Below are 25,328 nucleotides of genomic sequence, written 5' to 3'. Positions count from 1 at the left end.
CGAAGTAAGGTTAGCCTAAGCTAAGCACATGTTCCTGTGGATGTGTCCCCGCCCGGAAGGGGCTTTGCTCGACGCCGAGCGGCGCCCCGCCCGCTCTCAAGTGCCGCCCACCGTCCGGACGTACGCGGAGGTCGGGCCATGACCGCCACGGCCACCCCTACACCGGTGAGTGCGGAGAAACTCCGATCCCGGACGTCCCTGCGATCGGCGGGCCTGCTGCTGGGCCTGGCGCTGCTGGTCGCGGCGGCCGCGCTGTCTCTGGCAGTGGGCACCCAACGGATTCCGCTCGACCAGGTCTGGTCGGCACTGCTGTCCCCCTCGGGGACCGAGAACGACGCGATCGTGCGGGATCTGAGACTGCCGCGCACCCTCATCGGCATCGCTGTCGGCACCGCGCTCGGCCTCGGCGGCGGTGTCATGCAGACCCTGACCCGTAATCCGCTCGCGGACCCCGGACTGCTCGGCGTGAACGCGGGCGCGTCGGCCGCCGTCGTCACCGCCATCAGCGTGCTCGGCATCACCTCGTTCGGCGGATACCTGTGGTTCGCCCTCGCCGGAGCGGCTGTCGCTGCCACAGCCGTCAACGCCCTCGGCGGCGGCCGGTACGCCACGCCGGTCCGCCTCGCCCTCGCCGGCACCGCCGTCAACGCGGCCCTCTTCGGCTACGTCAACGGCCTCCAGCTGTGGGACCTGAACACCCTGGACGAGATGCGGTACTGGTCCGTCGGCACCCTCGCCAAACGCGACGCCGACCTGCTGGTCGCCGTACTCCCGCTGCTCGTTGCCGGCGCGGTCCTCGCCCTCGCCCTGGCCAAGCCGCTCGGCGCCCTCGCGCTCGGCGAGGACCACGCCCGGGCCCTCGGCACCAGCGTGCGGCGCACCCGGGTCCTGTCCGTCGTCGCCGTCACCCTGCTGTGCGGGGGCGCCACCGCCGTCTGCGGCCCCATCGGGTTCATCGGGCTGATGATCCCGCACGCCGCCCGCACGTTCTGCGGCCCCGACCCGCGCTGGCTCCTGCCGTACTGCGCCGTGTACGCACCGGTGCTGCTGCTCGTCTCCGACGTGCTCGGACGGGTGGTGGTGCCCCCGTCCGAGATCGAGGTGGGCACCGTCACGGCCTTCCTCGGCGGACTTCTCTTCATTCATCTCGTACGGCAGCGAAAGGCGGCCCAGCTGTGAGCGCGGTCCAGGACCAACGGCACCGGACGGCGGTGGTTCGGATCGACCTGCGGCGTGGGCTGCTGCGTACGGACCGGTGGTCGCTGCGGTTCGACACACGCGCCCTGGTCGTCTGCGTCGCCCTCGTCGTACTGGCCGCGTGCGCGACGGTGCTCGCCATCGGAACCGGCGGCTACGAACTGTCGCCGCCGGAGGTCGTCCGGACCCTCGCCGGGAACGGGCCGCCGGGAGCCGAGTTCATCGTCGTCGACCTGCGGCTGCCGCGCGCCCTCGTGGCCGTCCTGGTGGGTTTCGGGATGGGCATGGCGGGCGCGGTGTTCCAGTCCCTGACCCGCAATCCGCTGGGCAGCCCGGACATCATCGGCTTCGGCAACGGCGCCTCCGCGGGCGCCCTGGTCGCCATCATCATCTTCGACGCCGGGGCGTCGCAGACCGCGATCGGCGCGGTGTGGGGCGGCTTCGCCACCGCGGCCGCCGTGTATCTGCTGGCGTGGAAGCGGGGCGTGCACGGCTACCGGCTCGTTCTCGTCGGCATCGGCGCCTCCGCCGTTCTCGGCTCGGTCACCAGCTTCCTGTACGTCCGCGCCGACATCGGCAAGGCGGCGCAGGCGGCGAGCTGGATGATCGGCTCGCTGAACGCCCGGGACTGGGGCGACGTCCGCATCGCCGCCCTCGGACTGGTGCTGTTCGGTCCCGTCCTCCTGGTGTACGCGCGGCGGCTGACCATGCTCGAGATGGGCGACGACACCGCAGCCGCGCTCGGAGTGCCACCCGAGCGCAGTCGCCTGGTGCTGCTGTGTGCGGGCACGGGACTGACCGCACTGGCGGTCGCGGCCGCCGGGCCGGTCCCGTTCGTCGCGATGGCCGCGCCCCAGCTGGCGCGCCGCGTCACCCGGGCCGCCGGACCGAACGTCCTGCCCGCCGCCTGGACGGGCGCGCTCCTGGTGTCCGCCGCCGACCTGGCCACCCAGCGCGTCACCGGCTCCGCCCTGCTGCCGGTCGGTGTGGTGACGGGTGTGGCGGGCGGCGCCTATCTGGCCTGGCTGCTGCGAGGGGAGCGCAAGGCGGACCGGATATGAGACGAGCGCGGGCCGTAGATTAATTGAGTTACGCAACAAGATGGTAAAGTGGCTCGTATGTCCACACCAGAGCTGCCCGATGCCCCCGCGTCCCCGGAAGTGATCGAGATCGAGCGGGCGCTCACCCGCATCACCTACCTGAGCACGCGTGCCCGGCAGCACGACCGGCTGATGTCCCTGGCCGGTGTGCCGCTGGACCGGGCCGCGGTGGCGCTGCTGCGCCAGGTCGCCGACTCGGAGCCGCTGCGCCCCGGGGAGCTGGCCACCCGGCTCGGTGTGGAGGCCTCGCACGTCACGCGCACCGTGCAGCAGCTACAGAAGGCCGGATACGTCACCCGTGTCCCGGACCCCGACGACCGCCGCGCCCAGCGCATCCAGCTCACCGACGCGGGCCGCCAGGCCATCGACCGCATCCGCGACGCGGGCGCGCGCGGCATGCAGCTGGCCCTGGGCGACTGGTCCCCGGAGGAGCTCCGTCAGCTCGCCGGCCTCTTCCACCGTATGGTCGACGACTTCCTGTCGTACGCCATCGACGACGACGTCGAGGCGGAGTCGGTGGCGCCCGCGGGCACCGCCTGAGCTACGCCCTCGCAGCAGCAGGTGGCCCAGCGCGGGCAGGGCAGTGAGCGGGGGCAGCGCACCGGGGCGACGCCGGGGACGTCGAGGACGCTCAGGGTGTACGACAGCTTCACCACCGTGATCCGGCGGTCGCGCACCGCTGCGGCTGGTTCTCCACCAGCGCGTTCATCGACGTCTTCCGCCGCTCGTTCGGCTACACGCCCGGAGCGCGCAACCGCCGCACCCAGGGCCTCTCTTCGAGGCATGCCCCCCTTCCGGGAAGGGCTGTCGACCGCGCTACCCTCCGGTAATCGCGTGCAGGAATCACATGAGGGGCACACAGTGAGCGGACGCATAGGGGTCGGGGACAAGGCCGAGGACTTCGAGCTGGCGGACGAGACCGGCACCCGCCGCAGTCTGACCGAGCTGCTCGCCGAGGGCCCGGTGGTGCTGTTCTTCTACCCCGCCGCCCTCTCCACCGGCTGCACCGCCGAGGCGTGCCACTTCCGGGACCTGGCCGCCGAGTTCGCCGCGGCCGGCGCCCGCCCCGTCGGTATCAGCGGCGACTCCGTGGAGCGCCAGCAGGAGTTCGCCGACCGCCACACGCTGGGCATGCCGCTGCTGTCCGACGTCGACGGGACGGTCCGGGAACAGTTCGGGGTGAAGCGCGGCTTCTCCATCGCACCCACCAAGCGCGTCACCTACGTCATCGCGGAGGACCGCACAGTCCTCGAGGTCGTCCACAGCGAGCTGCGGATGAACACCCACGCCGACCGGGCCCTCGCCGCGCTGCGTGCCCACCGGAAGTGACCCCGGACCCGCACAGGGCGCGGGCGGCGGTTGATACGGCCCCATAAGAGGGCCATTCTGGACGATATGGAGCACGTCTCCGCCACGGTGATCATCGATGCCTCGGGTGTCGTAACGGGGTGGAGCGAGGGTGCCCGGCGGCTGACCGGATACCCGGCAGAGGAGGCCGTCGGACGGGCGGTGCGGGATCTGCTCGCCGAGGACCCGTCGCCGGAGGCCGTGACCGCGCTGGCCGGCTCCGTCGTGCTGCGTCACCGTGACGGCTCCACTGTCGCGCTGCCCGTGCAGGCGACCGCCGTGCTGGGCCCGGGCGGCGCACCCGGCGGACATGTGATCACGGCCCGGCCCGGCAGCCCCGAACCCACCCTGGCGGGACAGGCCTTCCAGCAGGCGTCCATGTCGATGTCGGTCTTCGACACCCGGCAGCACTATCTGCGCCTCAATGACACGGCCTGCCGGGTGATGGGCGTACCGGAGGATGTCCTGCTCGGCAGGCCCTTCCCGGAGACCGTGGAGGACGCCGAGCACAGCCGGGGCTTCCACAGCAATCTGCGCCGCGTCGCCGAGACGGGTCGGCCGGTCCACTACGAGAGCTTCGCCGGCGCGCCCGCGCACAACCGGGAACACGCCTGGAGCATCGAGATGTGGCCCCTGCGGGACGCCTCCGGTGAAGTGACCGGTGTCGCCCTGGCGGCGCTCGACAGCACCGAGCAGTACTGGGCCCGACAGCGGCTCGCCCTGCTCAATCACGCGGCGGCCGCCATCGGCACCACCCTGGACGTGGTGCGGACCGCCGAGGAACTGGTGGAACTCCTGGCCCCGCGGTACGCCGACTTCGCCAGCGTGGACCTGCTCGACTGGGTCCTCGGCGCGGACGAGTCCCCGACGGCACTGGACGGGGAGGTCGTCCTGCGCCGCGTCGCCCACGGCTCCGGCACCGAGGGCACCCCGGAGGCGGCCGTGCGCGTGGGCGGGACGGACGTCTACCCCGCGTACTCGCCGCCCGCCCGGGCGCTACGGGAAGGGCGGGCCGTCCTCAGCCAGGCGGGCGAGCCGGACTTCATGCGCTGGGTCGCCGAACGCAACGCGCGGGCCCCGGCGGGGAGCTCCTACCGCAGGGGCGTCCACTCGATGCTCGCGGTGCCGCTGCGGGCCCGCGGCACCACCCTGGGCGTCGCGGTCGCCGTCCGTATCGCCCACCCCGACGACTACGGCGAGGACGACGCCGTCCTCGCCGAGGAACTCGCCAGCCGGGCCGCCGTCTGCGTCGACAACGCCCGCCGCTTCGCCCGCGAACGCACGACCGCGCTGGCCCTCCAGCACAGCCTGCTGCCGCGGGGACTGCCCGGACAGGCGGCGGTCGAGGTCGCTCACCGCTATCTGCCCTCCGGGTCCCTCGCGGGCATCGGCGGCGACTGGTTCGACGTGATCCCGCTGTCCGGCAGCCGGGTCGCCCTGGTCGTCGGCGACGTCGTCGGGCACGGCATCCCGTCGTCGGCGACCATGGGCCGCCTGTGCACGGCCGTCCGCACCCTCGCCGACGTGGACCTGCCTCCGGACGAACTCCTCACCCACCTGGACGACCTGGTCACCCATCTGGCGGCGGACGACCGCGACGACGAGGCAGCCGAACTGGGCGCCACCTGCCTGTACGCCGTCTACGACCCGGTCACCCGGTGCCTCACCATGGCCGCCGCCGGACACCCCCCGCCGGCCGTGGTCCTCCCCGACGGCACCGCGCGGCTCCTCGAACTCAACGCCGGGCCCCCGCTCGGCGTCGGCGGGCTGCCCTTCGAGTCGGTGGAGGTGGAACTCCCCGAGGGAGCCGTCGTCGCCCTGTACACGGACGGCCTCATCGAGGACCGGGACCGCGATGTCGACCACGCCACCTCCGAACTGTGCCGTGCCCTGACCGCCCGCACGGACACCCTGGACGCCCTGTGCGACACGGTGCTGAAGGCCGTACTGCCGGAAGACCCCAGCGACGACGTGGCCCTGCTGCTCGCCCGCACCCGGGCGCTGGGCACCGACCGGGTCGCCACCTGGGACGTGATCCCGGACCCCGCGCACGTGGCCGTCACCCGGCAGCAGGCCACCGAGCAACTGGCCGCGTGGGGACTGGACGAGGAGGCCTTCGTCACCGAACTGGTCGTCAGCGAACTCGTCACCAACGCCATCCGCTACGGCGAACCGCCCATCCGGCTGCGGCTGATCCGCGACCGCACCCTCATCTGCGAGGTCTCCGACGGCAGTTCCACCTCACCGCATCTGCGCCGCGCACACGCCTACGACGAGGGCGGCCGCGGCCTCCTCCTGGTCGCCCAGCTCACCCAGCGCTGGGGCAGCCGCCAGACCGTCCGGGGCAAGACGATCTGGGCCGAACAGCAGCTGTCACCGGTGTGATCACTCGAACGGGCAGCCCGGATTCGCCGCGTCCTCGGAGAACGGCGCCCCGTGCGGCAGGACGTACAGCACGTCGAGTACGACCGCCGTGTCGCCCAGATTCCGGCCGATGTGGACATTGGCCTGCCCGGCAGGCTCCTGAATGGTGCTGCCCTTCGGATACAGGCCGTCGGACGCGCAGCTGGAGTCGAAGTGGCTGAGCGTTCCCTCCTGCACGACGCCGTACAGGGGACCGTCGTGGTAGTGCCAGCCGGTCGCCTGTCCCGGCGGGATGGTGATCTCCCGCAGGATGTAGTCGGTGTCCCCGACGGTGGTCTGGGTGATCACCCGGCCGGTGACTCCCGGACCGGCCGGTGTCGCCTGAGCGGTGCCACAGGTCAGAAACGTGGCGGCGGCGACCGCCCCGGTTATGGCGGTACGGAGGACGATGCGCATGGGTACGGGTCTCCCGGTGTGAGCGGACGATCTATGACGTGCCGCTGCGAACATAGAGGCGCGGGAGGCCGGTTGGGGCGAATTCCGGTCATGAACTCCGGGCCGGCTCAGAACTCCTCGTGCACTTCGGGGTCCCCGCCCAGGCGCCGATGGGTGCGGTCGGCAAGAGCCTCCATCTGGGCGGGATCGAGTTCGAAGCCGAAGACGTCGAGGTTCTCGCGCTGCCGCCCGGGGCTGGCCGACTTCGGGATGGGCACCGCGCCCAGCTGTGTGTGCCAGCGCAGCACGACCTGGCCGGGCTGCACCCCGTGTGCCTCGGCGACACCGACGACCACGGGGTCCTCCAGCAGTTGGGAGCCACGGCCCAGCGGGCTCCAGCTCTCCGTGACGATGCCCTTGCCGGCGTGGAAGGCGCGCAGGTCCTCCTGAGGGAACAACGGGTGCAGCTCGATCTGGTTCACGGACGGCAGGACCCCCGTCTCCTTCTCCAGCCGTTCGATGTGCTCGGCCGTGAAGTTGGAGACGCCGATCGACCGCACCAGGCCGTCCTCACGCAGCTTGATCATGGCCTTCCACGAGTCGACGTACTTGTCGACCCGGGGGAGCGGCCAGTGGATGAGATACAGGTCGACGTAGTCCAGGCCGAGACGGTCCCGGGACTCCTCGAAGGAGGCGAGGGTCTCCTCGTAGCCGTGGTGCCGTCCCGGAAGTTTCGTCGTCACCACGACCTCCTCGCGGGGGACGGCGCTGCTCGCGATGCCACGGCCGACGCCGGTCTCGTTGCGGTAGTTCGTCGCCGTGTCGACCAGCCGGTAGCCCGTCTCCAACGCGCCGCGCACCGCCTGCTCGGCCTGCGCGTCGTTCATCGGCCAGGTACCCAGGCCGATGGCGGGGATCGTCGTGCCGTCATTGAGGGTGTGTGCCGGGATGCTGAGCACGGTCGGACCTTCCCGTTGACTGTCTCGTACAGCCAGTATGGGAGCTCCCGCCGGGGCGGGCAGGTCCGATGCGGCCAGGGGCCGGATAGGCTGAGACTTGATCAACCGGACGGGTGGGGGATGAGGGCGGCGGACGGCATGGACAGCGCCGGGGACAGGCATACGACGGGCACCGCGCGTCCCACCTCGCGGGACGTCGCCCGGCTGGCCGGGGTGTCGCACACCGCGGTGTCGTTCGTGTTCAACGGCCGGGCCCAGGGCAACCTCTCGCCCGCCACCCAGGAACGCATCCGGCAGGCCGCAGCCCAGCTCGGCTACCGGCCCGACCCCCTCGCCCGTGGCCTGCGCCGCAGCCGTACGGCCGTGATCGGGCTGGTCACCGACGAGATCGCCTCGTCGCCGTTCGCGGGCAGGCTGCTGCGTGGCGCGATGGAGACGGCCTGGGGCAGCGAGCACCTGATCCTGACCGTCGACTCCGGCGGCGACCCGGCCAAGGAGGACGCGGCCGTCGCCGAACTCCTCGACCGGAGGGTGGACGGCATCATCTACGCGGCCATGTCCCTGCGCCGCGTCCGCGTCCCCGAGGGCCTGCACCGCACCCACTCGGTGCTCGCCAACTGCCTGCCCGAAGACGACTCGCTGCCCGCCGTCATCCCCGCCGAGCGCGCCGGCGGCCGTACGGCCGCGAGGCTGCTCCTCGACCAGGGCCACCGCAGGGTCGCGCTGGTCGGCGGGCAGGACGACATCGCGTCGGTGGAACGTCTGCGTGGCTTCCGCGACGCGCTGCGGGCCGAGGGGATCACCGTGCCCAAGGAGTGGGTCGTACGGACCGGAGGTGAGATCTCCGGCGGCTACCGAGGCGCCGAGCAGCTGCTCGCCGACGCCCCCGCCGCGCGGCGCCCCACCGGGATCTTCTGCTACAACGACCGGGTCGCGGCGGGTGTCCTGCACGCCGCGACCCGGTTCGGGATCGCCGTCCCCGACAGCCTGTCGGTCGTGGGCTACGACGACCAGGAGCACATGGCCGCCTTCCTGACCCCGCCCCTCACCTCGGTCGCGCTGCCGCACCGGGCGATGGGCGAGGGCGCCGCCCAGCTGCTGCTCGACGCCATCGACACCGGCCGCACACCGCCGGCCACCGTTCGGCGGCTCGCCTGCCCGGTGATCAGCCGAGCGTCGGTGGGACCAGTTCCCACCCGGTGACGGCGGCCGTGGGGCCCGCCACGACGAGCTCGGGCACATCGTCCGAGCGCCGGTAGACCCGCTCGGTCACCATGGCCCGGTCCCCGACGAACAGTTCCAGCAGCGAACCGTCGACGAGGACACGCACCTCCAGACGCTCCCCGCCCGGCACGCGCACCACGATCGGCGCGGAACCGTCCACCCCGAGTTCGAACACCACGGTTCGCTCGCCCGGGTCCAGATGAACCGCCGAGCCCGGCAGATTCACCGTCGTCGGGGCGTCGGCGCTCACTGTCACGTCGTACGACTGCGGAAGCGGCACCCGGCCCGCTGCGGTCACGAACGGCTCGGTCGCACGCAGCAGTTCGAGCTCAGGGGCCGGGACGACCCGCAGCGATCCGTCGGGGTGTACGTCGACGACACGGGGCGCGGTGAGGACACCGGCCCAACCGGCGCTGTCCACCTCGCTCTGCTCACGGGCCTCCCAGGACCAGCCCCACATCAACGCCCGGTCCGATTCCTGGAGTACGGCGGGCGCGTAGAAGGCGCGACCGTGGTCGAGCGGGCCTCCGGTGTACGGCCGGAAACGCAATCCGCCGTCGCCGTACGGTTCCAGACGTCCCGTCAGATAGCCCGTCGTGCACGGTTTCCCGTCCCACAGCGACACCACCAGCACCCATTCCCCGGCCGCGGTCACGAAGAGCTGTGGGCACTCCCAGCCGACCGCCCCGTCGCCGAACACGTCGGCGGCCACAGGGTCGTTGCCGTCCAGGAGCACTCCGGCGAACCGCCAGTCGGTCAGGTTCTCGCAGTCGTACAGCAGCACCGACGGGGTGCCGTCCCCGTGACCCGCGCCGACCAGCGCCCAGCGGCGGCCTCCGTGCCGGAAGACGAACGGGTCACGGAACATCACCACGTCCAGACCGGCGGGCGGGCCGGTCACGACGGGTGTGGGCAGCGGCTTCCAGTCGGTGAGCGTCTCGTCCTCCGGGACCAGCGCCCGCGCCAGGCAGATGGTGCCGAGGCCGGTGTGGTGGCGGTCGACACCCGTGTACACCGCGGTCGGCACGTCGTCGTCCTCGACCACACACCCGGACCAGCAACCCGCCTCGTCCGGGCCGCCGGGAGTCGGCGTGAGCGCCACTGGGTGGTGCTCCCACCGCGCCAGGTCGGGGCTGGAGACATGGCCCCAGTGGACGTTCGTGTGGACCGGAGCCTCGGGGTTGTGCTGGTAGAAGAGGTGGTAGCGGCCGCGCCAACGGAAGGGCCCGTTGGGGTCGTTGATCCAGTTGGCGGGTGGACGGACCCGGAAGCGGGGGGCGTCGGGGTCCTGGGGCGGAGCGGCGAGGCTCAACGGTTGACTCCTGCGGAGGTGATGCCCTCGCGGAGAGGGCGCTGGCCGACGACGAAGACGGCGACGGCGGGGATCATGGAGAGGACGACGCCGGCGAGCACGACCGAGATGGAGCCGGTGCCGAGATTGCCCTGGAGGGAGACCAGGCCCAGTGGCAGCGTGTAGTTCTGGCCCGACGTCTCGAGGATCAGCGGCCGGAAGAACTCGTTCCAGTGGTAGTTGAAGGCCAGCACGCCGACGATCGCGAGCCCGGGCGCGGCCAGCGGGGCGTAGACGGACCGGAAGATCCGCCAGGGCCCGGCGCCGTCCAGCATCGCCGCCTCGCCCAGGTCCTTGGGCATGCCGAGGAAGTACTGGCGCATCAGGAACGTGCCGAAGGCGGTGGGGAAGGCGGGGATGATCAGGCCGAGCAGGGTGTCGGTGAGGCTCAGCTGCTTCAGCACGAGGAACACCGGGACGATGGTGACCTGCAACGGCACCATCATGGTCGCCAGGACCAGGCCGAACAGCGGCTTCTTGAACCGGAATTCGAGGCGCGCGAAGGCGTATCCGGCCAGTCCCGCCGTGATCATCTGGCCTACGGCGATCAGCGCGGTCACCAGCGTCGAGTTGAGGGCGAGCAGCCATACGTCGATCTGGTCGAAGACTCCGCTGTAGGCCTCGGTGGTGGGGCTGGTCGGGATGATCTTCGGTGGCAGGTCGAAGGATTCGGCCGGGGTGCGCAGGGAGGTGGAGACGGTCCAGATGACCGGGCCGAGGGTCAGCAGGGCGCACACGGCCAGACCGGTGATCCGCGCCCACGGCGCGAGCGAGTACCGCGCACGGCTCAGGGACAGGGTTGCTTGGCTCAAGGGACTCACCCGGCTCACTCGTAGTGGACGAAACGCCGGCTGAGCCGGAACTGGACGGCGGTCACCGCCATGATCAGCACGAACAGCAGCACGCCCACCGCGGACGCCTCGCCGAAGCGGAGCTGCTCGAAGGCGCTCTCGTAGATCACCATCACGACGGTGCGGGTGGAGTCGCCGGGCCCGCCGTTGGTGAGCACATACGGCTGCTCGAACACCTGGAGCGCGTTGATGATGCCGACCACCGACGCGACCAGCAGCGTGGGCGACAGCAGCGGCAGAGTGACGTGCAGGTGCTTGCGCAGCCCGGTCGCGCCGTCCAGGGCGGCGGCCTCGTGGATCTCCTTGGGGATGTTGTTGAGACCCCCGACGAACAGCAGGAAGGAGAAGCCGAACTGCTGCCAGACGTAGACGAGGACGACGGCCGCCATCGCCGAGTTCTCCGACGTCAGCCAGGGCACCGGCGCGATCCCGACCAGCCCGAGCAGCCAGTTCACGACCCCGAAGTCCTGGTTGAACAGGTACTTCATCACCACCGAGATCGACGCGGCGGACAGCACCAGCGGGAAGAAGAACGCCGAGCGGAACACCGACCGCAGCCAGACCGGCATCCGTCCGTTCACCGCAAGCGCCAGCACCAGGGCGATCAGCAACTGGAGCGCGACCGCCAGCACCATGAACACGAGCGTGTTGCGGAAGGACACCAGCACGGTCGAATCGCCGAATATCTCACGGTAGTTGGCCGCTCCCGCGAAGCTGGGTGAGTCGATCACGTTCCAGTGGAAGAGGCTCAGCACGATCGAGCCGACGATCGGGACGACCGTGAAGACCACGATGCCGACGATCGTGGGAGCCAGGAAGAGCGTCGCGAGCAGCCGGGTGCCGCGCTCGCGGGCGGAGGGACGCGGTGGGGCGGGCGGCGGGGCCGCGGGACGCTCTCGTACGGGTGGAACCTGAGTGTTCGTCATACGTCACGCTCCATGGCCTTCTCCAGGTCGCCCTGCATCCGGCGCAGCGCGCCACGCACCGAGCGTGGCGAGGCCAGGGCGGTTCCGGTGTGCTTGAGCAGCACCTGCTCGACCTCGGCGACCTGTGGTGGTGCGGGGATCGGCCCGGTGTCGGGGAACTTGTCGAGGGTGTCGTAGAAGACCTGCCAGCGGTTCGGGCCGGTCTCCCGGTAGCGGTCGGCGGTCAGCATCGAACGGCGGGCCGGGGTCGTCTGGTTCGTCTCGAACAGCCGCATCAGGGTGTCCCTGCGGGCGGCGAACTTGATGAACTCCCATGCCTCGTCCTGCTTCTTGGAGGTGCGCAGGAGCGCGTAGCCGGCGGCGCCGTACTGCATGCGCTGGGTGCGCCAGCGCGGGAAGTACTGCACGTCGAAGCCGTCGGTCTGCATGCCCGCGAGATGCAGGCCGCCCGCCCAGAAGCCGCCCGCGGGGGTGACGCCGACCCGGCCGGTGGAGAACACGCCGATGAGGTTCTGGCCGTTGCCGCCCTCGGGGCGGGTGCACAGGTCTTCCTGGATGAGGGAGGCGAGATAGTCGTACGCCTCCTCCACCCGGTCGTCCGTGGCCTGCGGCGTCGTCCAGCGGAATCCGCCCCCGCGCCCCTGCCGGTCGGCGGCCGGATAGAAGGAGTCCCAAAGCCAGGCGCCGCCCGGTGCCTTGGACTCGGCGAGCAGGTTCGTGTCGTTCGCGAACAGCCAGGGCACGACACCGCCCCACAGCCGGTTGGTCCAGAAGTACGGCGTGAACTGGGAGCCGCTCGACTTCTTCATGTCCCGCAGCAGCGTGGTGAAGTCGTCGCGGGTCCAGTCGGCGGGCGGCAGCTCAGCGCCGGCTCGTTTCAGGACCTGCGTGTTGAAGTACATGTCGGCCGCGTTGAACTCGACCGGCAGCTGGTAGAGGCTCCCCTCGTACATCATCGACTCCACCAGCGAGGGGTGGACGTCGGCGAAGTACTCGCGCAGCTCGGCCGCGTCCCGCTTCACCCAGCGGTCCAGTGCGACCCCGAGGCGCTGGGCGAACAACTGGACGCCCTCGGTGGCGACGTAGACGAGGTCCGGGGCGGTGCCCGCGGCGATCTGGGTGAGGATCTTCGCGAAGAAGTCCGACCAGTCGACGGCCTGCACCGCGTTGATCCGCAGCTTGATGTCGGGGTGGACCTTCTTGAAGCCCTCGGTGAGCGTGCGTATGGCCTCCGGTCCGTAGGCGGGGCCGAGGGTGGCGACGACGAGGGAGCCGTCGTCCCGGCCGGGGATGTCGGCTCCGGTGAGCCGGTCCCAGCTCGCGGCGGTACCGCCCAGCGCGGCGGCTCCCGCGCCGTAGGCGCCGTACCGCAGCAGTGTGCGGCGAGTGACGTGCGAGTCGGTCATCGGGCAGGCCTAACTCGTGTTAGATCAGGGTTGATGCCCCAGATGATGCGAAGCGGGCCACGAGCATGTCAATACTCGTGAACCACTTGACCTTTAACGAGTTAGGTCGCACAGTCCTGCATCACATGAGCCGCCGTCCCGACGAAGGGAACGATGTGTGATGCGCACGATGACCAGGAGAGCGCTGCTCGCGGGTTCGGCCGCGGGGGCGGCCTCGGCCGCGCTGCTGCCCGCCGCACCCACGGCCGCCGCGAAGCCCAAAGCCGCCGCCACCTGCGCCAGTTACCGGGCCGAGTACCACTTCACGGTCCCCGACCAGTGGAAGAACGATCCGCAGCGGCCGATCTGGATCGACGGCGAGTACCACTACTACTACCTGTACAACCCCGACTACCTCACCGGCGGCACCACCGCTGGCACCGCTTGGCGCCTCGCCACCAGTACCGACCTGGTCTCCTTCACCGACCGCGGGATCGCGGTGCCGAAGGACCTCACCCCCAACGGCGACGTCTGGTCCGGCTCGGCAGTGGTCGACACCGACAACACGGCGGGCTTCGGCGCGGGCGCGGTGATCGTCATCGCCACCATGGCGCCCGACGACGTCACGCAGGCGCAGTACCTGTACTACTCGACCGACGGCGGCCGTACCTTCACGAACCACGGCACCGACCCCGTCCTGCCCAACCCCGGGGTGCGGGACTTCCGCGACCCCAAGGTGATCCGTGACGAGGAACGCGGCCGGTGGGTGATGACGCTCGCCGAGAACAACAAGGTGGGGTTCTACCATTCCGCCGACCTGAAGTCGTGGATCTACGTGAGCGGCTTCATCAAGGACGGCATCGGGGTCCTGGAGTGCCCGGACCTGTTCCGCATCCGGGCGGAGGACGGCGCCTGGAAGTGGGTGCTGGGAGTGAGCGCCAACGGCAAGGGCTCCGGGCTGCCGAGCACCTACGCCTACTGGACGGGCGCCTTCGATGGGACCGCCTTCACCCCCGACGCCTCGGACCCGCAGTGGCTCGACCACGGCTGGGACTGGTACGCGGCCGTCACCTTCGAGAAGCGGGACGCGGGCGGCACCCTCGACCCGGCCGCCCGATACGCGATCGGCTGGCTGAACCACTGGGACTACGCCAACACCACGCCCACGATCGACTGCGACGGCTTCAACGGCACCGACTCGATCGTCCGCGAGGTCACACTGAAGCGTGCCACCTCCGGCACGTACTACCTGGCCTCCCGCCCGGTCGCCGCCCTGGACGACCACGTCTCGCGCACGGTGAACCTCGGTGACCTGGAGGTCGACGGCACCCGACTGCTCGACTACAGCGGCACGTCCTACGAGCTGACCACCGAGATCACCTGGGACCAACTCACGGGCGCCGGGCTCCAGTTGCGCCGATCCTCGGACGGCGGACGCCACATCGACGCCGGGATCTACCGCGACTACGCCTTCGCCAACCGCCGGAACACGGTGAACCCCGACGCCTCCGGCAACTGGCAGGAGAGCAGGAGCCCCTTCGACCCGTCCGCACGCATGGTCCGGCTGCGTGTCCTCGTGGATCGCACGTCCGTGGAGATGTTCGTCGACGACGGCCGGTATGTGCACTCGATGGAGGCCTTCCCGTATCTCGTCGACACCGGGCTGGCTCTGTTCACCATCGACGGCGCCGCGGTGTTCCGGAATACGGTGATACGGGAGTTCACGGTCTGAGCCCCGAGGCCCTGTCGCCGGCCACGGCGAAGGCTGTCAAGATCCTTGACGGACACGACCGACCGACCATCGGAGCACACATGACGACGGACAGGGCCACGGCGGGCATCGAGGTGAACCCCGTTGCGGGGCACATCGGAGCCGAGATCACGGGTGTCGACCTGGCCGGAGATCTGGATGACGCCCAAGTGGCCGCGATCCGGGCCGCGGTGCTGCGCTGGAAGGTGGTGTTCTTCCGTGGGCAGAAGCTGGACCACGCGGGACATGTGGCGTTCGCGCGGTGGTTCGGCGAGCTCGTTGTGCTCGGGCGGCGCGGGAAGGCCTCGCCGCCCGACGTGCCCGAGATCGAGACGACCGCCGACCGTCTGGAACTGGGCGGGCGGTTCGGCATGGAGCACGAGGAGTGGTTGCAGCGCCGGCGGCACACCCTGCTGCGCGGCTGGCACTGCGACCACGGCGCCCGTATCGACCCGCCCGCCGCCACGATCCTGCGCGCCGAGTCCGTTCCGCCGTACGGGGGCGACACGACGTGGTCCAACCTGGCGGCTGCGTACGCCGGACTGTCCGCCCCGGTCCGGGAGTTCGTCGACGGGCTCCGGGCCGAGCACCGGCTGGGCGTCGGGTATCAGCCCCGGCCGGGCGACGACGCGTACGTCCGGCATCTGCTGGACCATCAGGTCGCCTCGGTGCACCCGCTGGTGCGCGTCCACCCGGAGACGGGGGAGCGGGTGCTGTTCGTGAACGGCTACTACCTGGAGCAGATCGCCGGCATCTCCCGCGTCGAGAGCAGGGCGATCCTGGACATGCTGCTGGAGCAGGCGGTGCGGTCCGAGTACACGGTCCGCTTCCGCTGGGAGCCGGGCAGCGTCGCCTTCTGGGACAACCGGGCCACCATCCACCTGGCACCCAGCGACAACGCCCACCTCGGCTTCCCGCGGATCATGCACCGGGTGATGCTGGCCGGTGACGTGCCGGTCGGCGTCGACGGCAAGACGTCCGAGCCGATCGTCGGGACCGAGCCCGGGCGTTGGTGAGGTCAGGCGGTCGGCTGCCGGCCCAGCGCCGGGCCGAGCCTTGTCGCCATGTCGGTGAGGATCTGCACGTAGTCCTCGTGCTCGAAGGTGAACGGCAGCGCGAACGCGACCTCGTCGACCTCGCGGAACGCGGCGTGCGCATGCAGCCGTTCGGCGATCTCCGCGCTGCTGCCGACGAGGTCGGGTGCGAACATCAGGCGGGCCGGGCCCTGGGGTGATGTCGTACGAGGGGTGCGCCGGGCGGCGTACTCCTCGTACCGGGCGCGCTGTTCGGGCGTGGCCGAGTCGGTGGGGATGACGACGAGGCCCTGGGAGACCCGGGCGTCGTCGCCGTCGGGGTGGTGGGCGCGGAACGTGCGGATGTGGGAGAGCTGGATCTCGGCGAAGTCCGCCGATTCATCAGGTCCTTCCGCCTTGACGACGCTGCTGGTGAGGAAGTTCATGCCGTGTTCGCCCGCCCACTGCGCCGAGCCGAGGCTGCCTCCGCCGTACCACAGGCGGCGGCCGAGGCCGGGGGAGTGCGGCTGTACGCGGTCCGAGAACACCTCGAACCCCTCGACGCCGCGGAAGCCGGTGGCCGGTTCGCCGCGTACGAAGTCCAGCAGCCGACGCACCCGTTCGTAGCTGAAGTCCTCCGTGTCGGCCGTGTCCGGGTACAGGGCCTCCTTGACCTGGTCGTAGTGCATCGGCGGGCCCACGCTGACCCCCGGATTGAGGCGGCCGCCGGACAGCAGGTCGACCGTCGCCAGGTCCTCCGCCAGCCGCAGTGGGTTCTCCCAGCCGAGCGGGATGACCGCGGTGCCGAGCTCGATGCGGCGGGTGCGCTGCGAGGCGGCCGCAAGGACGGCGACGGGGGACGAGATGCCGTACTGGAGATGGCGGTGGCGGACCCACGCACTGTCGAAACCGAGTCTCTCGCCCAACTCGATGATCTCCAGGGTCGATTCATGGCCCCGGCGTGGGTCGGTCTCGTCGAACAGTCCGATGGTCAGGAAGCCCAGCTTGCGCAAGGGGCGTGAGATGGATGGCACGGGTTCCTCCGGCGTCGTACGCCAGTTGTGTCCAAGGATCAGTGCAGCGGAATGGTGACGTCGTCCTCGACCGGCGGGTCGATCTCCTGGGCCCGGTTGCCGGTCGCGGCGTAGCAGCGCAGCCGCACCGACTCCGGGGTCACGTCCAGGCGCAGGAAACACTTGAAGAACGGCGGGCTGTAGGTCGCCGAGCTCGGCGAGAACAGTTGCGTGTAGATCTTCCGCACGGGCAGCCGGAACCGCTTGGCCCGGTCGGGTCGGCGTCCCGTGCCCAGCAGCCCGGCGACCAGGCGGGTGCGCAAGGTGATGCGGGTGTCCGGGATCGGTGCACGACCCGGCTTGATCTCCAGCCGCTCGGCGACGACGGCCGTGGCTTCGGCCTCGGTGAGGGTGAAGAAGCGGCGCAGGCGCAGTCGGCGCCCGTACAGCTTGCTGTAGAAGGACAGGGAGTCGCCGCGCAGCGGGTAGCAGCGGAACTCGCTCTCGGTGACGTTCGCGATGTCGACGCGCGGGATGGTGTGCGTGGCGTGCATGAAGGCACCGCCGCCGCCCGCGACGATGTACTGGATGGTGCGGCCGCCCACTCGCACCGGGTAGCGCTGGTAGTTGTGGATGTCGCCGCCTATCGCTGCGACGTAGTGGTGGGCGGGATCGCGGACGATGTCGTCGACCGTGCCGCCGCCGTCGATCACGCAGGGGTCGTGCTTGCCGTCCACGTACAGGGGCGAGCCCGTGATGAGGATCTTCGGCCGAGGTCCCTGGGACACCTCCCGCAGCCAGGCGCCCTGTTCGGCGTCGACGGTTCCGAGCAGGCCCGTGTCGATGCCTATGATCCGCACCGGTCCGGCGTCGATCGCCCAGTACGGGCCGGGCTGGACGGCCTGTTGGGCGGGGGAGGAGCGCAACGTCCGGGCCTCGGCGAGGCGTTGCCCGTCGTTCGCACGCGGCCGGTGCCACAACCGGGACCGCAGCCAGGCCCGGCTCATCGGACGGGGCCGCGGCTCGGGCGCGAGGGCCGGGGCGTCGTCGCAGAACACGCGCATGAAGGCGGCGAGGTCCTCGTACCAGTCGTGGTTGCCGGGTATCGCGTAGATGGGCGCCCGGTAGTCCTGGTACGGGCGGAAGAACTTGGTGCCGTAGTCGTCGGCGCTGCCCACCGGGTAGATCACGTCGCTGGCGAGGACGGCGAACCGGGTGTCCTGGCCGACCTCCAACAGGCCGGGCACGACAGCGTATTGGGGGTCGTCGCCCTCTCCCGTGTCGCCGATCACCAGGAACGAGAACCGGTCCGGATCGTCGCGCCGGATCACCTTGTCGGGGGGCGCGCCGGCGGCAGCGCGCTGTGCCGCCCACCGGCTGCGGGTACCGGCGGTCGGGTCGCCGAACCAGGAGGCCAGCACACCGTTGCGGGCGGCCCACAGCATCCTCGGGTCGAGCCACGAGATCTTCTCGACCTTGGACGGCATCAGCCGCCGGTACTTGCCGGGTTCGGTGGTGCCCCAGCCGGCGCCTTCGGCGGTATCGCGTGAAGAGTCAGACACCGGTGAACCGTAACAACGATCTAGGCGAGCCTCGAAGGCGGCCGCGGTTGCGTCAACGCCGCCTCGCCCCGGGGCTCGAATACATTCGTGTCGCCGGGAGTGTCGAATGCGTCGGTTCCCGGTCGACGTGAGAGTGAAGGCAGCACATTCCAGGACTTCAGGAGCACCGCATCATGACCGTAACCGCGGATTTGGCCATCTCCCTCGACGGCTACATCGCCGGCACCGACGTCTCCCTCGACAACCCTGGAGGCGACGGCGCCGAGCCGCTCTTCGAGTGGATCCACAACCTGGCGAGCTGGCGGGAGCGCCAGGGCATGACGGGCGGGGAGGAGAATCGCGACTCCGAGCTGATGCGCGAGTGGTTCGACGCCACCGGGGCGGTGGTCATGGGTCGGATGATGTACGACACGGGCGAGGAGTTCTGGGGCGAGAACCCGCCGTTCCGGGCCCCGGTCTTCGTGCTCACCCATCGCCCCCGGCCGGCCCTGGCCAAGGAGGGCGGCACCACCTTCACCTTCGTCACCGACGGCATCCACAGCGCCCTCGACCAGGCGAAGGCCGCCGCCGGGGACAGGAACGTCAACATCGCGGGCGGGGCGAGCACGGTGCAGCAGTACCTCTGGGAGGGGCTCATCGACGAGCTCCAGCTGCATGTGGTGCCCGCGCTCCTGGGAGACGGGCTGCGGCTCTTCGAGGGCGTGGGCGCCGGTCGGCGGGATCTCGAGCCGGTCAGGGTGGTCGACACGCCCCTCGCCACCCACGTGAAGTACCGCTTCGTGAAGTGACCCGGCACGGACGGAGCTTGGCCCCGGCAGCCTGTTACCGCTGCCGGGACCGAGGCTCGTCGGATCCGCCCGAATCCGCCGGTGAGCAGAGGCCGTTCACCACCGGTGGCGGGTGTGCGGTGTCGCCTCCGGTTCCGGCTGCCGCCATACGGGGCCGTCCTGATCCTCGTGGAAGGCGTTCGGGCTCGCGGCGGGCCGCGTGAAAGCGGCGGCTTTCCCGTGCGGTACGTCGTTCCACTCGCCGTCGCCCAGGACCAGCAGCGGGTCGAACATCACCACCACTCCGGCCAGCACGAGGAAGATGAACGGCCCCACGAGCATGGGAAGCAGCAGAGAGGTGGGCGAGTCGCCGGCCCAGGAGGCACCGGAGTTGCCGTGCACATGGACGCCCACGGCGGCCATGGCCGTGTAGTGCATCCCGGACACGGCCACGCCCATCACGAGACTCGCCCCGAGGCTTGCGAGGAAGCCCCGGATGCTGACCGCCGCCCACAGTGCCGCGGTCGCGGCGACGATCGCGATCACCACGGAGAGAACGACGGTGAAGGCGTCGTAGTGGACGGTGCCGCTGAGCCGCAGTGCCGCCATGCCCAGGTAGTGCATGGCGGCGACCCCGAGACCGGTGATGACGCCCGCGACGGACAGCGTGACCTTGCTGGCGCCGAGGTAGCCCACGATGAATACGCCGATGCCGACCACGACAATGGCCACGGCGAGGCTGAGGACGGTCAGCCCCACGTCGTAGCCGATCCGGGTTTCCTCGACCTGAAAACCGATCATGGCGATGAAGTGCATCGTCCAGATGCCGCAGCCGATCGACGTGGCGCCGAGCGCCAGCCAACCGGGCTTCCACGACTGTTTGTTGAGCAGGGACCGGACGATGCAGCGCAGTCCCAGTGCACCTCCCAGGCAAGCCATGACATAGGCCGCCACAGGGGTCACCAGCCCATAGCGGAAACCATCTACCGTGCCTTCCATCTTCGCGAACTCCCCCCAGAGCCACGGTTGTTGTGAACGCAAGGTCTACGTGTGATGGGCAAGTATTAGCAAGCCCTTACCGGTGGTTCGGGGGTCAACTCTGAAAATGCGGCTAGTCATCCCAGGTGACGCGGGTCGAAAACAGGCCACGGGGCCGCTTTTCGCGGCTCCGGTGAGTCGTTTCAGTCGTTGTGGATGCGACGCCTGTCAGCTCACCTGTCCCGTAAGGACTTTGGCCGTGAAGGCGGCCAACTCCACCCGCAGCGCCTCACGCGTCATGTTCTGGCGGTCGGCCAGGTGGGCGACGAGGTCGGCGCGGACCGCCGCGAGCAGTGCGTGTGCGGCAAAGTCGCTGCCGGTGAAGCCGGGGACCCGGTCAAGGACGTCCCGGATCGTGCCGTGCCACCACTCGTAGTGCGCCGCCTGGTACGGACTGTCCGAACCCGTTCCCTCCAGGGCCAGCGAGAGGTGCCGGTGGTCGAGCTTGAAGCAGAGGAGGGCGTCCAGCAGGGCGTGGACCCGTTCGGCGGGCGGGGCGTCGGGGCCCAGGGGAGGGGGGCCGTCGGTCACGGCTTGCCGGACCGGTTCGAGGCGGGCCGCGTACAGCGCTTGGATCAGGCCGGTGCGATCGCCGTACCCGCGGAAGAGGGTCGCCTTGCCGACCCCGGCCGCGGCCGCGATGTCGGCCATGGTCACGGCGTCCGGGCTGTCGCACTCGGCGAACAGTGCGTCCGCCGCCGCCAGTACGGCCTCGCGGTTGCGGGCGGCGTCCGCTCGGGGTTTGCGCTCGGGCACGGGAATCCTCTCTTGCGAAAACGGACCCGGAGTCCGTATCGTTTGAGAAGCGGACCCAGGGTCCGTATTCTACTGGACGGAGTCCTCATGACCACCCCTGCGCACCCGGCGGACCTCTTCCGCCACGGCCTCGCCCTGCTCCTCGACAAGAACATCCCCGCCTGGGTCGGTCTCTGGGCCGACGACGGCGTCATGGAGTTCCCCTTCGCTCCAGAAGGCTGGCCGCGGCAGCTGGAAGGCAGGTCCGCCATCGCCGACTACATGCGCGACTACCCCGAGCACATCGACCTCCATGGGTTCCCCTCGGTGGGGATCCACCAGACCGTCAATCCCGAGATCGTCGTCGTCGAGATGCGCGGCACCGGGCGGCTGGTGCAGAGCGGAGACCCCTTCGACATGACCTACATCGCCGTGGTGACCGTAGAAGACGGCCTCATCACCCACTACCGCGACTACTGGAACCCGCTCGCCCTCCCGCGGGACGGCGCAGCCGACTTCACCCAGGGTGCTGCCTGATGACCGCCCCCGCGCACACGCTGGTCATCGGAGCCACCGGCACCACGGGCAGCCGCCTGGTCTCTCAACTCGCCGCACGCGGCCACCGAGTCAGCGCCGCAAGCCGGCGCGCCACCGCTGTCGACGGAGCCCGGGCCGTCCACTTCGACTGGTACGACCCCACCACCTACGCCGGTGCCCTCAGCGGAGCCGATCGCGTCTATCTCGTCCCGCCGTTGGGCTCGGCGGTGCCCGCCGCCACGGTGCTGCCCTTCCTGGAACGGGCCCGCGCCGCCGGAGTGCGCCGTGCCGTGCTGCTCAGCTCCTCGGCCATTCCCGCGGGCGGCCCCGCCACCGGGGAGATCCATCTGGCTCTGCCCGACCTGTTCGACGAGTGGGCGGTTCTGCGGCCCTCGTGGTTCATGCAGAACTTCACCGGCGACCACCTGCACGCGCACGGCATCCGCGAGGACGGCACGTTCTGGACGGCGACCGGCGAGGGGCGCGTCGCCTTCGTCGACGCCGACGACATCGCCGCGGTCGCCGCCCATGCACTGACCGACGACCCCGCGCCCGACACCGACCTCCTCATCACCGGCCCCGAGGTGCTGAGCCACGGCGAGATCGCCGCCACCCTGACGGCGGTGACCGGACGCCCGGTCACCCACCGGCACCTCGGGTACGAGCAGTTGCGCGACCGACTGGCCAAGAGCATGCCCGCCGAGTTCGCGGTGTTCCTGGCGGGGCTCGACAGCGCCATCGCCGACGGAGCCGAGGACCGCACCACCGACACCGTTCAGCGCATCACCGGGCGTCCGCCCCGCACCTTTCGTGCGCACGCGGAACTGGTGACGGGCCCGCCCCCGCCCGGCCGGCTCAACTCAACGGATCCAGCGTGAGGTAGGCCTGCTGCGGATTTCCGTCGTGGACGAGTGACTCGTGCTGGCCGACATCGTCGAAGGCGAACGCGTACGCCTTGCCGTCGGCCATCTGCGCGTGGATGAGGCGGGCGTAGTGGTTGGTCACCCCGTCCTGGTAGAAGTTCGCCGACGAGGTGTCCGGCTGGTTCGGGTTGGCGAGCAGCGTGGACCGGTTGAAGCCCGCGCACAGCGTGCGCGAAATCGGCCCGCGCACCAGGTCGTTGGGCGCGTCGAGCAGCTTGTGGCAGCCGAAGATGCTGTCCGCGTCCGGCTTCTGGAAGGTGGTCACCACGGCTCCGGAACCGTTGGTGAAGTTCATGACCCCGCCCGACACCCGGCCGAAGTACTTGGTGTTCGGCTGGTCGGCGAACGGCGTCACCGTCAGCGTGGAGCCGGCGTACTTCTGCCAGACGCGATTGATGTAGTCGTCCATCACACTGGCCGGAATGGCGCCTGCCCCCACTCCGTGACCGGGGGAGAGGGCCCGCAGTACGGTGCCGTCGGACCGCGTCTGCACGAGACCGGACCAGCCGCCCGCCTGTCCGCGCAGGCCGTTGAGGACCGCGTTGTAGCCGCCCGACTTGAGATGCCCGGTGGTGGCGGTGCTGCCGTCGGCGCGCTGGACGCCCACCGCGTACGGCGCCGAGAACATGTCGACCTGGGTGCTGTTGAGCCATAGCCCGGAGTCGTTGAGCGTGTACTCGGACCAGTTGAAGAGGATGTTGCGGTTCGGGTCGCTCGGGTTCTGTACGGCCGGCTGCACCAACCCGCCGGTCGTCAGCCTGAAGTCGAGCTTCTGGCCGTACGAGAAGTAGATCCGCCCCGAGAACTTCGGGATCCGGATCGTCTTCGACTGTCCGGCCGTCGGTCCCGCGATGGACGCGTCCGGTGCGGGCGTCGGCGGGTTGCCGCCGGCGGGCCACGCGTGGAACGTGCCGTTCGCGTCCGCCCAGCCCTGCTGACCCGTCGTCAGCAAGGTGCCGAGGTTGTAGACGTAGACCGGCTCGCCGCGGCCGGAGTTGTTGGTGATGTTCAGGGGAATCGTGTCGGGCACCGCCTGTGCGGGCGACGGTGCCCCGAACATGAACAGCGCGCCGAGCAGGGCGGCTGTCGCTGCCATGGCCGAGAACCGGTGGGACGGGCGTCCTAGCACTCTCCACCTCCGTGGGGGGTCTTTACTCGAGGAGATTGGTCCGTACCTGTTTTGAGAGCGCTCTCAGCGTTGCGCTGCGACGCGGTCATGTCAACAAGTGGTGCGGAAATGGGGCGGCACGCGCGCGTGCCGCCCGCTCCTCGGAAGATCTCCTCAGAAAGTGCGCTTGAGCAGGTCGAGCAGTGCCGCCCAGTGCCGCTCGTCCCCTTCGCGGTGGTACGCGGACGTGTCGGACTGTGTGTACCCGTGGTGGGCGCCGGGATAGACCTCGCAGTGGTGCCGGACGCCGGCCGTGGTCAGTGCGTCCTCAAGTCGCTTGATCTGCTCGGCGGGCAGCGACGGGTCCTCGTCGGCGTGGCCGAAGTACAGCTCGGCGGTGATGTGTTCGGCCACCAGGTGCGGACTGTCCTGGGCCTCGGTCGCCAGCCGCGCGCCGTGGAAACCGGCCGCCGCGGCGACCCGCTCCGGATACGTACCGGCGGTGCGCAGAGCCAGCCCGGCGCCCATGCAGTACCCGGTGATCGCCACCGGTCCGTCGGCCACCACCGGGCTGTCGGCCAGCCAGCGCAGACAGGCATCGGCGTCCCGCATCGCCCGCTCAGGTGTCAGGGCCCGCATGACCGGCATGATCTGCTCGAAGAGCGCCGGACGCGACGCGTCGTCGATGAACTCCGGCAGCTCGAAGAGCGGCGCACGCCCGTGACGGTAGAACACGTTCGGCACGAGCACCGTGTAGCCGGCCTCGGCGAGCCGGTCGGCCATGGCGTTGAGCCGCGGGCGCACTCCGAAGGCATCCATGTACAGCAGGACCGCCGGATGAGGACTCCCGTCGCCGGGGTGGCTCAGATAGGCGTCGGCGGTGCCGTCCTCGGTGGGGATGTCGACGGTGGTTCCCTGTACGGCGGTCATGGCGTGCGCTGCCTCTCATCGTGGGGAAGTCGGCGAGGGCCGGTCCGTGCGAGAGGCCCGGCCCGGGCCATCGTTGCACGCACGATCAAGGGCGATCCCTGGGGGATCCTCACCCCCTTCTTACTCGAACCGCGCCAGGTCACCGGCCCCACGCCGTACGATCTCGGCCTCGCCGCCCGAGAAGTCGATGACCGTCGTCGGTTCGGTCCCGCAGTCCCCGGAGTCCACGACCGCGTCCACCATGTGATCGAGCCGGTCCTTGATCTCCCAGCCCTGGGTCATCGGTTCGTCCTCGTCGGGCAGCAGCAGCGTGCTGGACAGCAGCGGCTCACCCAGCTCGGCGAGCAGGGCCTGGGTGACGACATGATCGGGGATGCGCACGCCGACGGTCTTCTTCTTCGGGTGCTGGAGCATGCGCGGCACCTCCTTCGTCGCGGGCAGGATGAAGGTGTAGCTGCCGGGCGTCGACGCCTTGATCGCGCGGAACACGTCGTTGTCGACGCGTACGAACTGGCCGAGCTGCGCGAAGTCCTGGCACACAAGGGTGAAGTGGTGCCGGTCGTCCAGGCGCCGGATCGTACGGATCCGCTCGATACCGTCCCGGCTGCCCAGTCGGCAGCCGAGCGCATAACAGGAATCCGTCGGGTAAGCGATGAGCGCACCCGAGCGGACGCTGTCGGCGACCTGAGCGATGGTGCGCGGCTGGGGGTTGTCGGGGTGCACGTCGAAGTACTTCGCCATCCGCTGAGCTTATGCGGTCGCCGCACGGTGTCCGCGCATTCACTCGGGTACCGGCAGCGCACCTTCCGTCAA

At 70.3% G+C, this 25,328-nt stretch carries 24 protein-coding genes; 11 read left to right on the top strand and 13 right to left on the bottom strand.

Features of this window, described 5'->3' with window-relative positions; translation table 11 throughout:
• Nucleotides 1-138: 138 nt before the first annotated feature.
• The 5 genes from KCH87_RS03100 to KCH87_RS03080 all read left to right on the top strand — a co-directional run bounded on the left by KCH87_RS03100 (nt 139) and on the right by KCH87_RS03080 (nt 6,029).
• Nucleotides 139-1,179, top strand: coding sequence for an iron ABC transporter permease (locus tag KCH87_RS03100; protein ID WP_210583831.1), 1,041 nt, complete (start codon nt 139-141; stop codon nt 1,177-1,179).
• Nucleotides 1,176-2,258: an iron chelate uptake ABC transporter family permease subunit gene (locus KCH87_RS03095; RefSeq protein ID WP_210583830.1), complete on the top strand. Its 1,083-nt coding sequence runs from the start codon at nt 1,176-1,178 to the stop codon at nt 2,256-2,258. Before KCH87_RS03100 ends, KCH87_RS03095 begins: the two co-directional genes overlap by 4 nt.
• Before the next feature lie 57 nt (nt 2,259-2,315).
• Complete coding sequence (locus tag KCH87_RS03090; RefSeq protein WP_210583829.1) at nt 2,316-2,837, top strand: MarR family winged helix-turn-helix transcriptional regulator; 522 nt, start codon at nt 2,316-2,318, stop codon at nt 2,835-2,837.
• Between the two features lie 321 nt (nt 2,838-3,158).
• On the top strand, nt 3,159-3,626 hold the full coding sequence (locus tag KCH87_RS03085) for a peroxiredoxin (RefSeq protein WP_308298735.1): 468 nt from the start codon (nt 3,159-3,161) through the stop codon (nt 3,624-3,626).
• Nucleotides 3,627-3,659: 33 nt separating this feature from the next.
• Entirely contained in the window at nt 3,660-6,029 is a 2,370-nt protein-coding gene (locus tag KCH87_RS03080; RefSeq protein ID WP_374198947.1) for a SpoIIE family protein phosphatase, read from the top strand.
• On the opposite strand, the gene KCH87_RS03075 is transcribed toward KCH87_RS03080, so the two are convergent.
• Both KCH87_RS03075 and KCH87_RS03070 read right to left on the bottom strand, forming a co-directional pair.
• Nucleotides 6,030-6,464 (bottom strand): cupin domain-containing protein, encoded by a 435-nt coding sequence (locus KCH87_RS03075; RefSeq protein ID WP_210583826.1) that lies wholly within the window; start codon nt 6,462-6,464, stop codon nt 6,030-6,032. It lies immediately after the preceding gene.
• A 107-nt stretch (nt 6,465-6,571) separates the two neighbouring features.
• A complete protein-coding gene (locus KCH87_RS03070) occupies nt 6,572-7,402 on the bottom strand; it encodes an aldo/keto reductase (RefSeq protein ID WP_210583825.1) in 831 nt (276 codons plus the stop codon).
• A gap of 138 nt (nt 7,403-7,540) precedes the next feature.
• Between KCH87_RS03070 and KCH87_RS03065 the strand changes: the two genes are divergently transcribed.
• Nucleotides 7,541-8,605, top strand: a complete 1,065-nt coding sequence (locus KCH87_RS03065) for a LacI family DNA-binding transcriptional regulator (protein ID WP_210583824.1) — start codon at nt 7,541-7,543, stop codon at nt 8,603-8,605.
• On the opposite strand, the gene KCH87_RS03060 is transcribed toward KCH87_RS03065, so the two are convergent.
• Genes KCH87_RS03060 through KCH87_RS03045 form a run of 4 tightly spaced genes read right to left on the bottom strand, consistent with a single transcriptional unit; the run spans nt 8,568 to nt 13,160 of the window.
• Nucleotides 8,568-9,938 carry a glycoside hydrolase family 32 protein gene (locus KCH87_RS03060; RefSeq protein ID WP_210583823.1) on the bottom strand — a complete coding sequence of 457 codons (1,371 nt, stop codon included), beginning with the start codon at nt 9,936-9,938 and terminating at the stop codon, nt 8,568-8,570. The genes KCH87_RS03065 and KCH87_RS03060 overlap by 38 nt on opposite strands.
• Entirely contained in the window at nt 9,935-10,789 is an 855-nt protein-coding gene (locus KCH87_RS03055; RefSeq protein ID WP_210583822.1) for a carbohydrate ABC transporter permease, read from the bottom strand. Before KCH87_RS03055 ends, KCH87_RS03060 begins: the two co-directional genes overlap by 4 nt.
• A gap of 14 nt (nt 10,790-10,803) precedes the next feature.
• The gene (locus tag KCH87_RS03050; protein ID WP_210583821.1) at nt 10,804-11,754 is read right to left on the bottom strand and encodes a carbohydrate ABC transporter permease; all 951 of its coding nucleotides are present in this window, start codon (nt 11,752-11,754) and stop codon (nt 10,804-10,806) included.
• Nucleotides 11,751-13,160, bottom strand: a complete 1,410-nt coding sequence (locus tag KCH87_RS03045) for an extracellular solute-binding protein (RefSeq protein WP_210583820.1) — start codon at nt 13,158-13,160, stop codon at nt 11,751-11,753. Before KCH87_RS03045 ends, KCH87_RS03050 begins: the two co-directional genes overlap by 4 nt.
• A gap of 160 nt (nt 13,161-13,320) precedes the next feature.
• On the opposite strand from KCH87_RS03045, the gene KCH87_RS03040 reads away from it, so the two are divergent.
• Nucleotides 13,321-14,871, top strand: coding sequence for a glycoside hydrolase family 32 protein (locus KCH87_RS03040; protein ID WP_210583819.1), 1,551 nt, complete (start codon nt 13,321-13,323; stop codon nt 14,869-14,871).
• An 80-nt stretch (nt 14,872-14,951) separates the two neighbouring features.
• Nucleotides 14,952-15,905 carry a TauD/TfdA family dioxygenase gene (locus KCH87_RS03035; RefSeq protein ID WP_210583818.1) on the top strand — a complete coding sequence of 318 codons (954 nt, stop codon included), beginning with the start codon at nt 14,952-14,954 and terminating at the stop codon, nt 15,903-15,905.
• Nucleotides 15,906-15,907: 2 nt separating this feature from the next.
• Here the strand turns inward: KCH87_RS03035 and KCH87_RS03030 are convergent, their stop codons facing one another.
• Nucleotides 15,908-16,936 (bottom strand): LLM class flavin-dependent oxidoreductase, encoded by a 1,029-nt coding sequence (locus tag KCH87_RS03030; RefSeq protein ID WP_210583817.1) that lies wholly within the window; start codon nt 16,934-16,936, stop codon nt 15,908-15,910.
• A gap of 38 nt (nt 16,937-16,974) precedes the next feature.
• Nucleotides 16,975-18,477, bottom strand: coding sequence for a metallophosphoesterase (locus KCH87_RS03025; RefSeq protein WP_210583816.1), 1,503 nt, complete (start codon nt 18,475-18,477; stop codon nt 16,975-16,977).
• Between the two features lie 173 nt (nt 18,478-18,650).
• Here KCH87_RS03025 and KCH87_RS03020 point away from each other — a divergent pair, with 173 nt between their 5' ends.
• Nucleotides 18,651-19,265: a dihydrofolate reductase family protein gene (locus KCH87_RS03020; protein ID WP_210583815.1), complete on the top strand. Its 615-nt coding sequence runs from the start codon at nt 18,651-18,653 to the stop codon at nt 19,263-19,265.
• A gap of 96 nt (nt 19,266-19,361) precedes the next feature.
• On the opposite strand, the gene KCH87_RS03015 is transcribed toward KCH87_RS03020, so the two are convergent.
• Nucleotides 19,362-20,243: an MHYT domain-containing protein gene (locus KCH87_RS03015; RefSeq protein ID WP_210583814.1), complete on the bottom strand. Its 882-nt coding sequence runs from the start codon at nt 20,241-20,243 to the stop codon at nt 19,362-19,364.
• 207 nt (nt 20,244-20,450) lie between these two features.
• Nucleotides 20,451-21,038: a TetR/AcrR family transcriptional regulator gene (locus KCH87_RS03010; RefSeq protein WP_210583813.1), complete on the bottom strand. Its 588-nt coding sequence runs from the start codon at nt 21,036-21,038 to the stop codon at nt 20,451-20,453.
• Nucleotides 21,039-21,125: 87 nt separating this feature from the next.
• Between KCH87_RS03010 and KCH87_RS03005 the strand changes: the two genes are divergently transcribed.
• Both KCH87_RS03005 and KCH87_RS03000 read left to right on the top strand, forming a co-directional pair.
• Nucleotides 21,126-21,554 carry a nuclear transport factor 2 family protein gene (locus KCH87_RS03005; protein ID WP_210583812.1) on the top strand — a complete coding sequence of 143 codons (429 nt, stop codon included), beginning with the start codon at nt 21,126-21,128 and terminating at the stop codon, nt 21,552-21,554.
• On the top strand, nt 21,554-22,432 hold the full coding sequence (locus tag KCH87_RS03000) for an NAD(P)H-binding protein (RefSeq protein ID WP_210583811.1): 879 nt from the start codon (nt 21,554-21,556) through the stop codon (nt 22,430-22,432). The genes KCH87_RS03005 and KCH87_RS03000 overlap by 1 nt, the downstream gene beginning before the upstream one ends.
• Here KCH87_RS03000 and KCH87_RS02995 read toward each other — a convergent pair.
• The 3 genes from KCH87_RS02995 to KCH87_RS02985 all read right to left on the bottom strand — a co-directional run bounded on the left by KCH87_RS02995 (nt 22,410) and on the right by KCH87_RS02985 (nt 25,256).
• On the bottom strand, nt 22,410-23,573 hold the full coding sequence (locus KCH87_RS02995; protein ID WP_210583810.1) for a glycoside hydrolase family 64 protein: 1,164 nt from the start codon (nt 23,571-23,573) through the stop codon (nt 22,410-22,412). The genes KCH87_RS03000 and KCH87_RS02995 overlap by 23 nt on opposite strands.
• Before the next feature lie 186 nt (nt 23,574-23,759).
• Nucleotides 23,760-24,515 (bottom strand): dienelactone hydrolase family protein, encoded by a 756-nt coding sequence (locus KCH87_RS02990; protein ID WP_210583809.1) that lies wholly within the window; start codon nt 24,513-24,515, stop codon nt 23,760-23,762.
• 120 nt (nt 24,516-24,635) lie between these two features.
• Nucleotides 24,636-25,256 (bottom strand): L-threonylcarbamoyladenylate synthase, encoded by a 621-nt coding sequence (locus tag KCH87_RS02985; RefSeq protein ID WP_210583807.1) that lies wholly within the window; start codon nt 25,254-25,256, stop codon nt 24,636-24,638.
• Between the last annotated feature and the right edge of the window lie 72 nt (nt 25,257-25,328).

The sequence above is a fragment of the Streptomyces sp. GESEQ-35 genome (assembly GCF_017948485.1).
In the GTDB taxonomy this organism is placed as follows: Bacteria; Actinomycetota; Actinomycetes; order Streptomycetales; family Streptomycetaceae; genus Streptomyces.
This window is presented reverse-complemented; position numbering and strand designations above follow the sequence as displayed.

Excerpts from the sequence above, each read along its gene's own strand:
- KCH87_RS03050 (WP_210583821.1), bottom strand. The coding sequence starts at position 11,754 with ATGACGAACACTCAGGTTCCACCCGTACGAGAGCGTCCCGCGGCCCCG.
- KCH87_RS03015 (WP_210583814.1), bottom strand. The coding sequence starts at position 20,243 with ATGGAAGGCACGGTAGATGGTTTCCGCTATGGGCTGGTGACCCCTGTG.
- KCH87_RS03020 (WP_210583815.1), top strand. The coding sequence starts at position 18,651 with ATGACCGTAACCGCGGATTTGGCCATCTCCCTCGACGGCTACATCGCC.
- KCH87_RS03065 (WP_210583824.1), top strand. The coding sequence starts at position 7,541 with ATGGACAGCGCCGGGGACAGGCATACGACGGGCACCGCGCGTCCCACC.
- KCH87_RS03090 (WP_210583829.1), top strand. The coding sequence starts at position 2,316 with ATGTCCACACCAGAGCTGCCCGATGCCCCCGCGTCCCCGGAAGTGATC.
- KCH87_RS02995 (WP_210583810.1), bottom strand. The coding sequence starts at position 23,573 with ATGGCAGCGACAGCCGCCCTGCTCGGCGCGCTGTTCATGTTCGGGGCA.
- KCH87_RS03045 (WP_210583820.1), bottom strand. The coding sequence starts at position 13,160 with ATGACCGACTCGCACGTCACTCGCCGCACACTGCTGCGGTACGGCGCC.
- KCH87_RS02990 (WP_210583809.1), bottom strand. The coding sequence starts at position 24,515 with ATGACCGCCGTACAGGGAACCACCGTCGACATCCCCACCGAGGACGGC.
- KCH87_RS02985 (WP_210583807.1), bottom strand. The coding sequence starts at position 25,256 with ATGGCGAAGTACTTCGACGTGCACCCCGACAACCCCCAGCCGCGCACC.
- KCH87_RS03000 (WP_210583811.1), top strand. The coding sequence starts at position 21,554 with ATGACCGCCCCCGCGCACACGCTGGTCATCGGAGCCACCGGCACCACG.
- KCH87_RS03035 (WP_210583818.1), top strand. The coding sequence starts at position 14,952 with ATGACGACGGACAGGGCCACGGCGGGCATCGAGGTGAACCCCGTTGCG.
- KCH87_RS03040 (WP_210583819.1), top strand. The coding sequence starts at position 13,321 with ATGCGCACGATGACCAGGAGAGCGCTGCTCGCGGGTTCGGCCGCGGGG.
- KCH87_RS03100 (WP_210583831.1), top strand. The coding sequence starts at position 139 with ATGACCGCCACGGCCACCCCTACACCGGTGAGTGCGGAGAAACTCCGA.
- KCH87_RS03005 (WP_210583812.1), top strand. The coding sequence starts at position 21,126 with ATGACCACCCCTGCGCACCCGGCGGACCTCTTCCGCCACGGCCTCGCC.
- KCH87_RS03075 (WP_210583826.1), bottom strand. The coding sequence starts at position 6,464 with ATGCGCATCGTCCTCCGTACCGCCATAACCGGGGCGGTCGCCGCCGCC.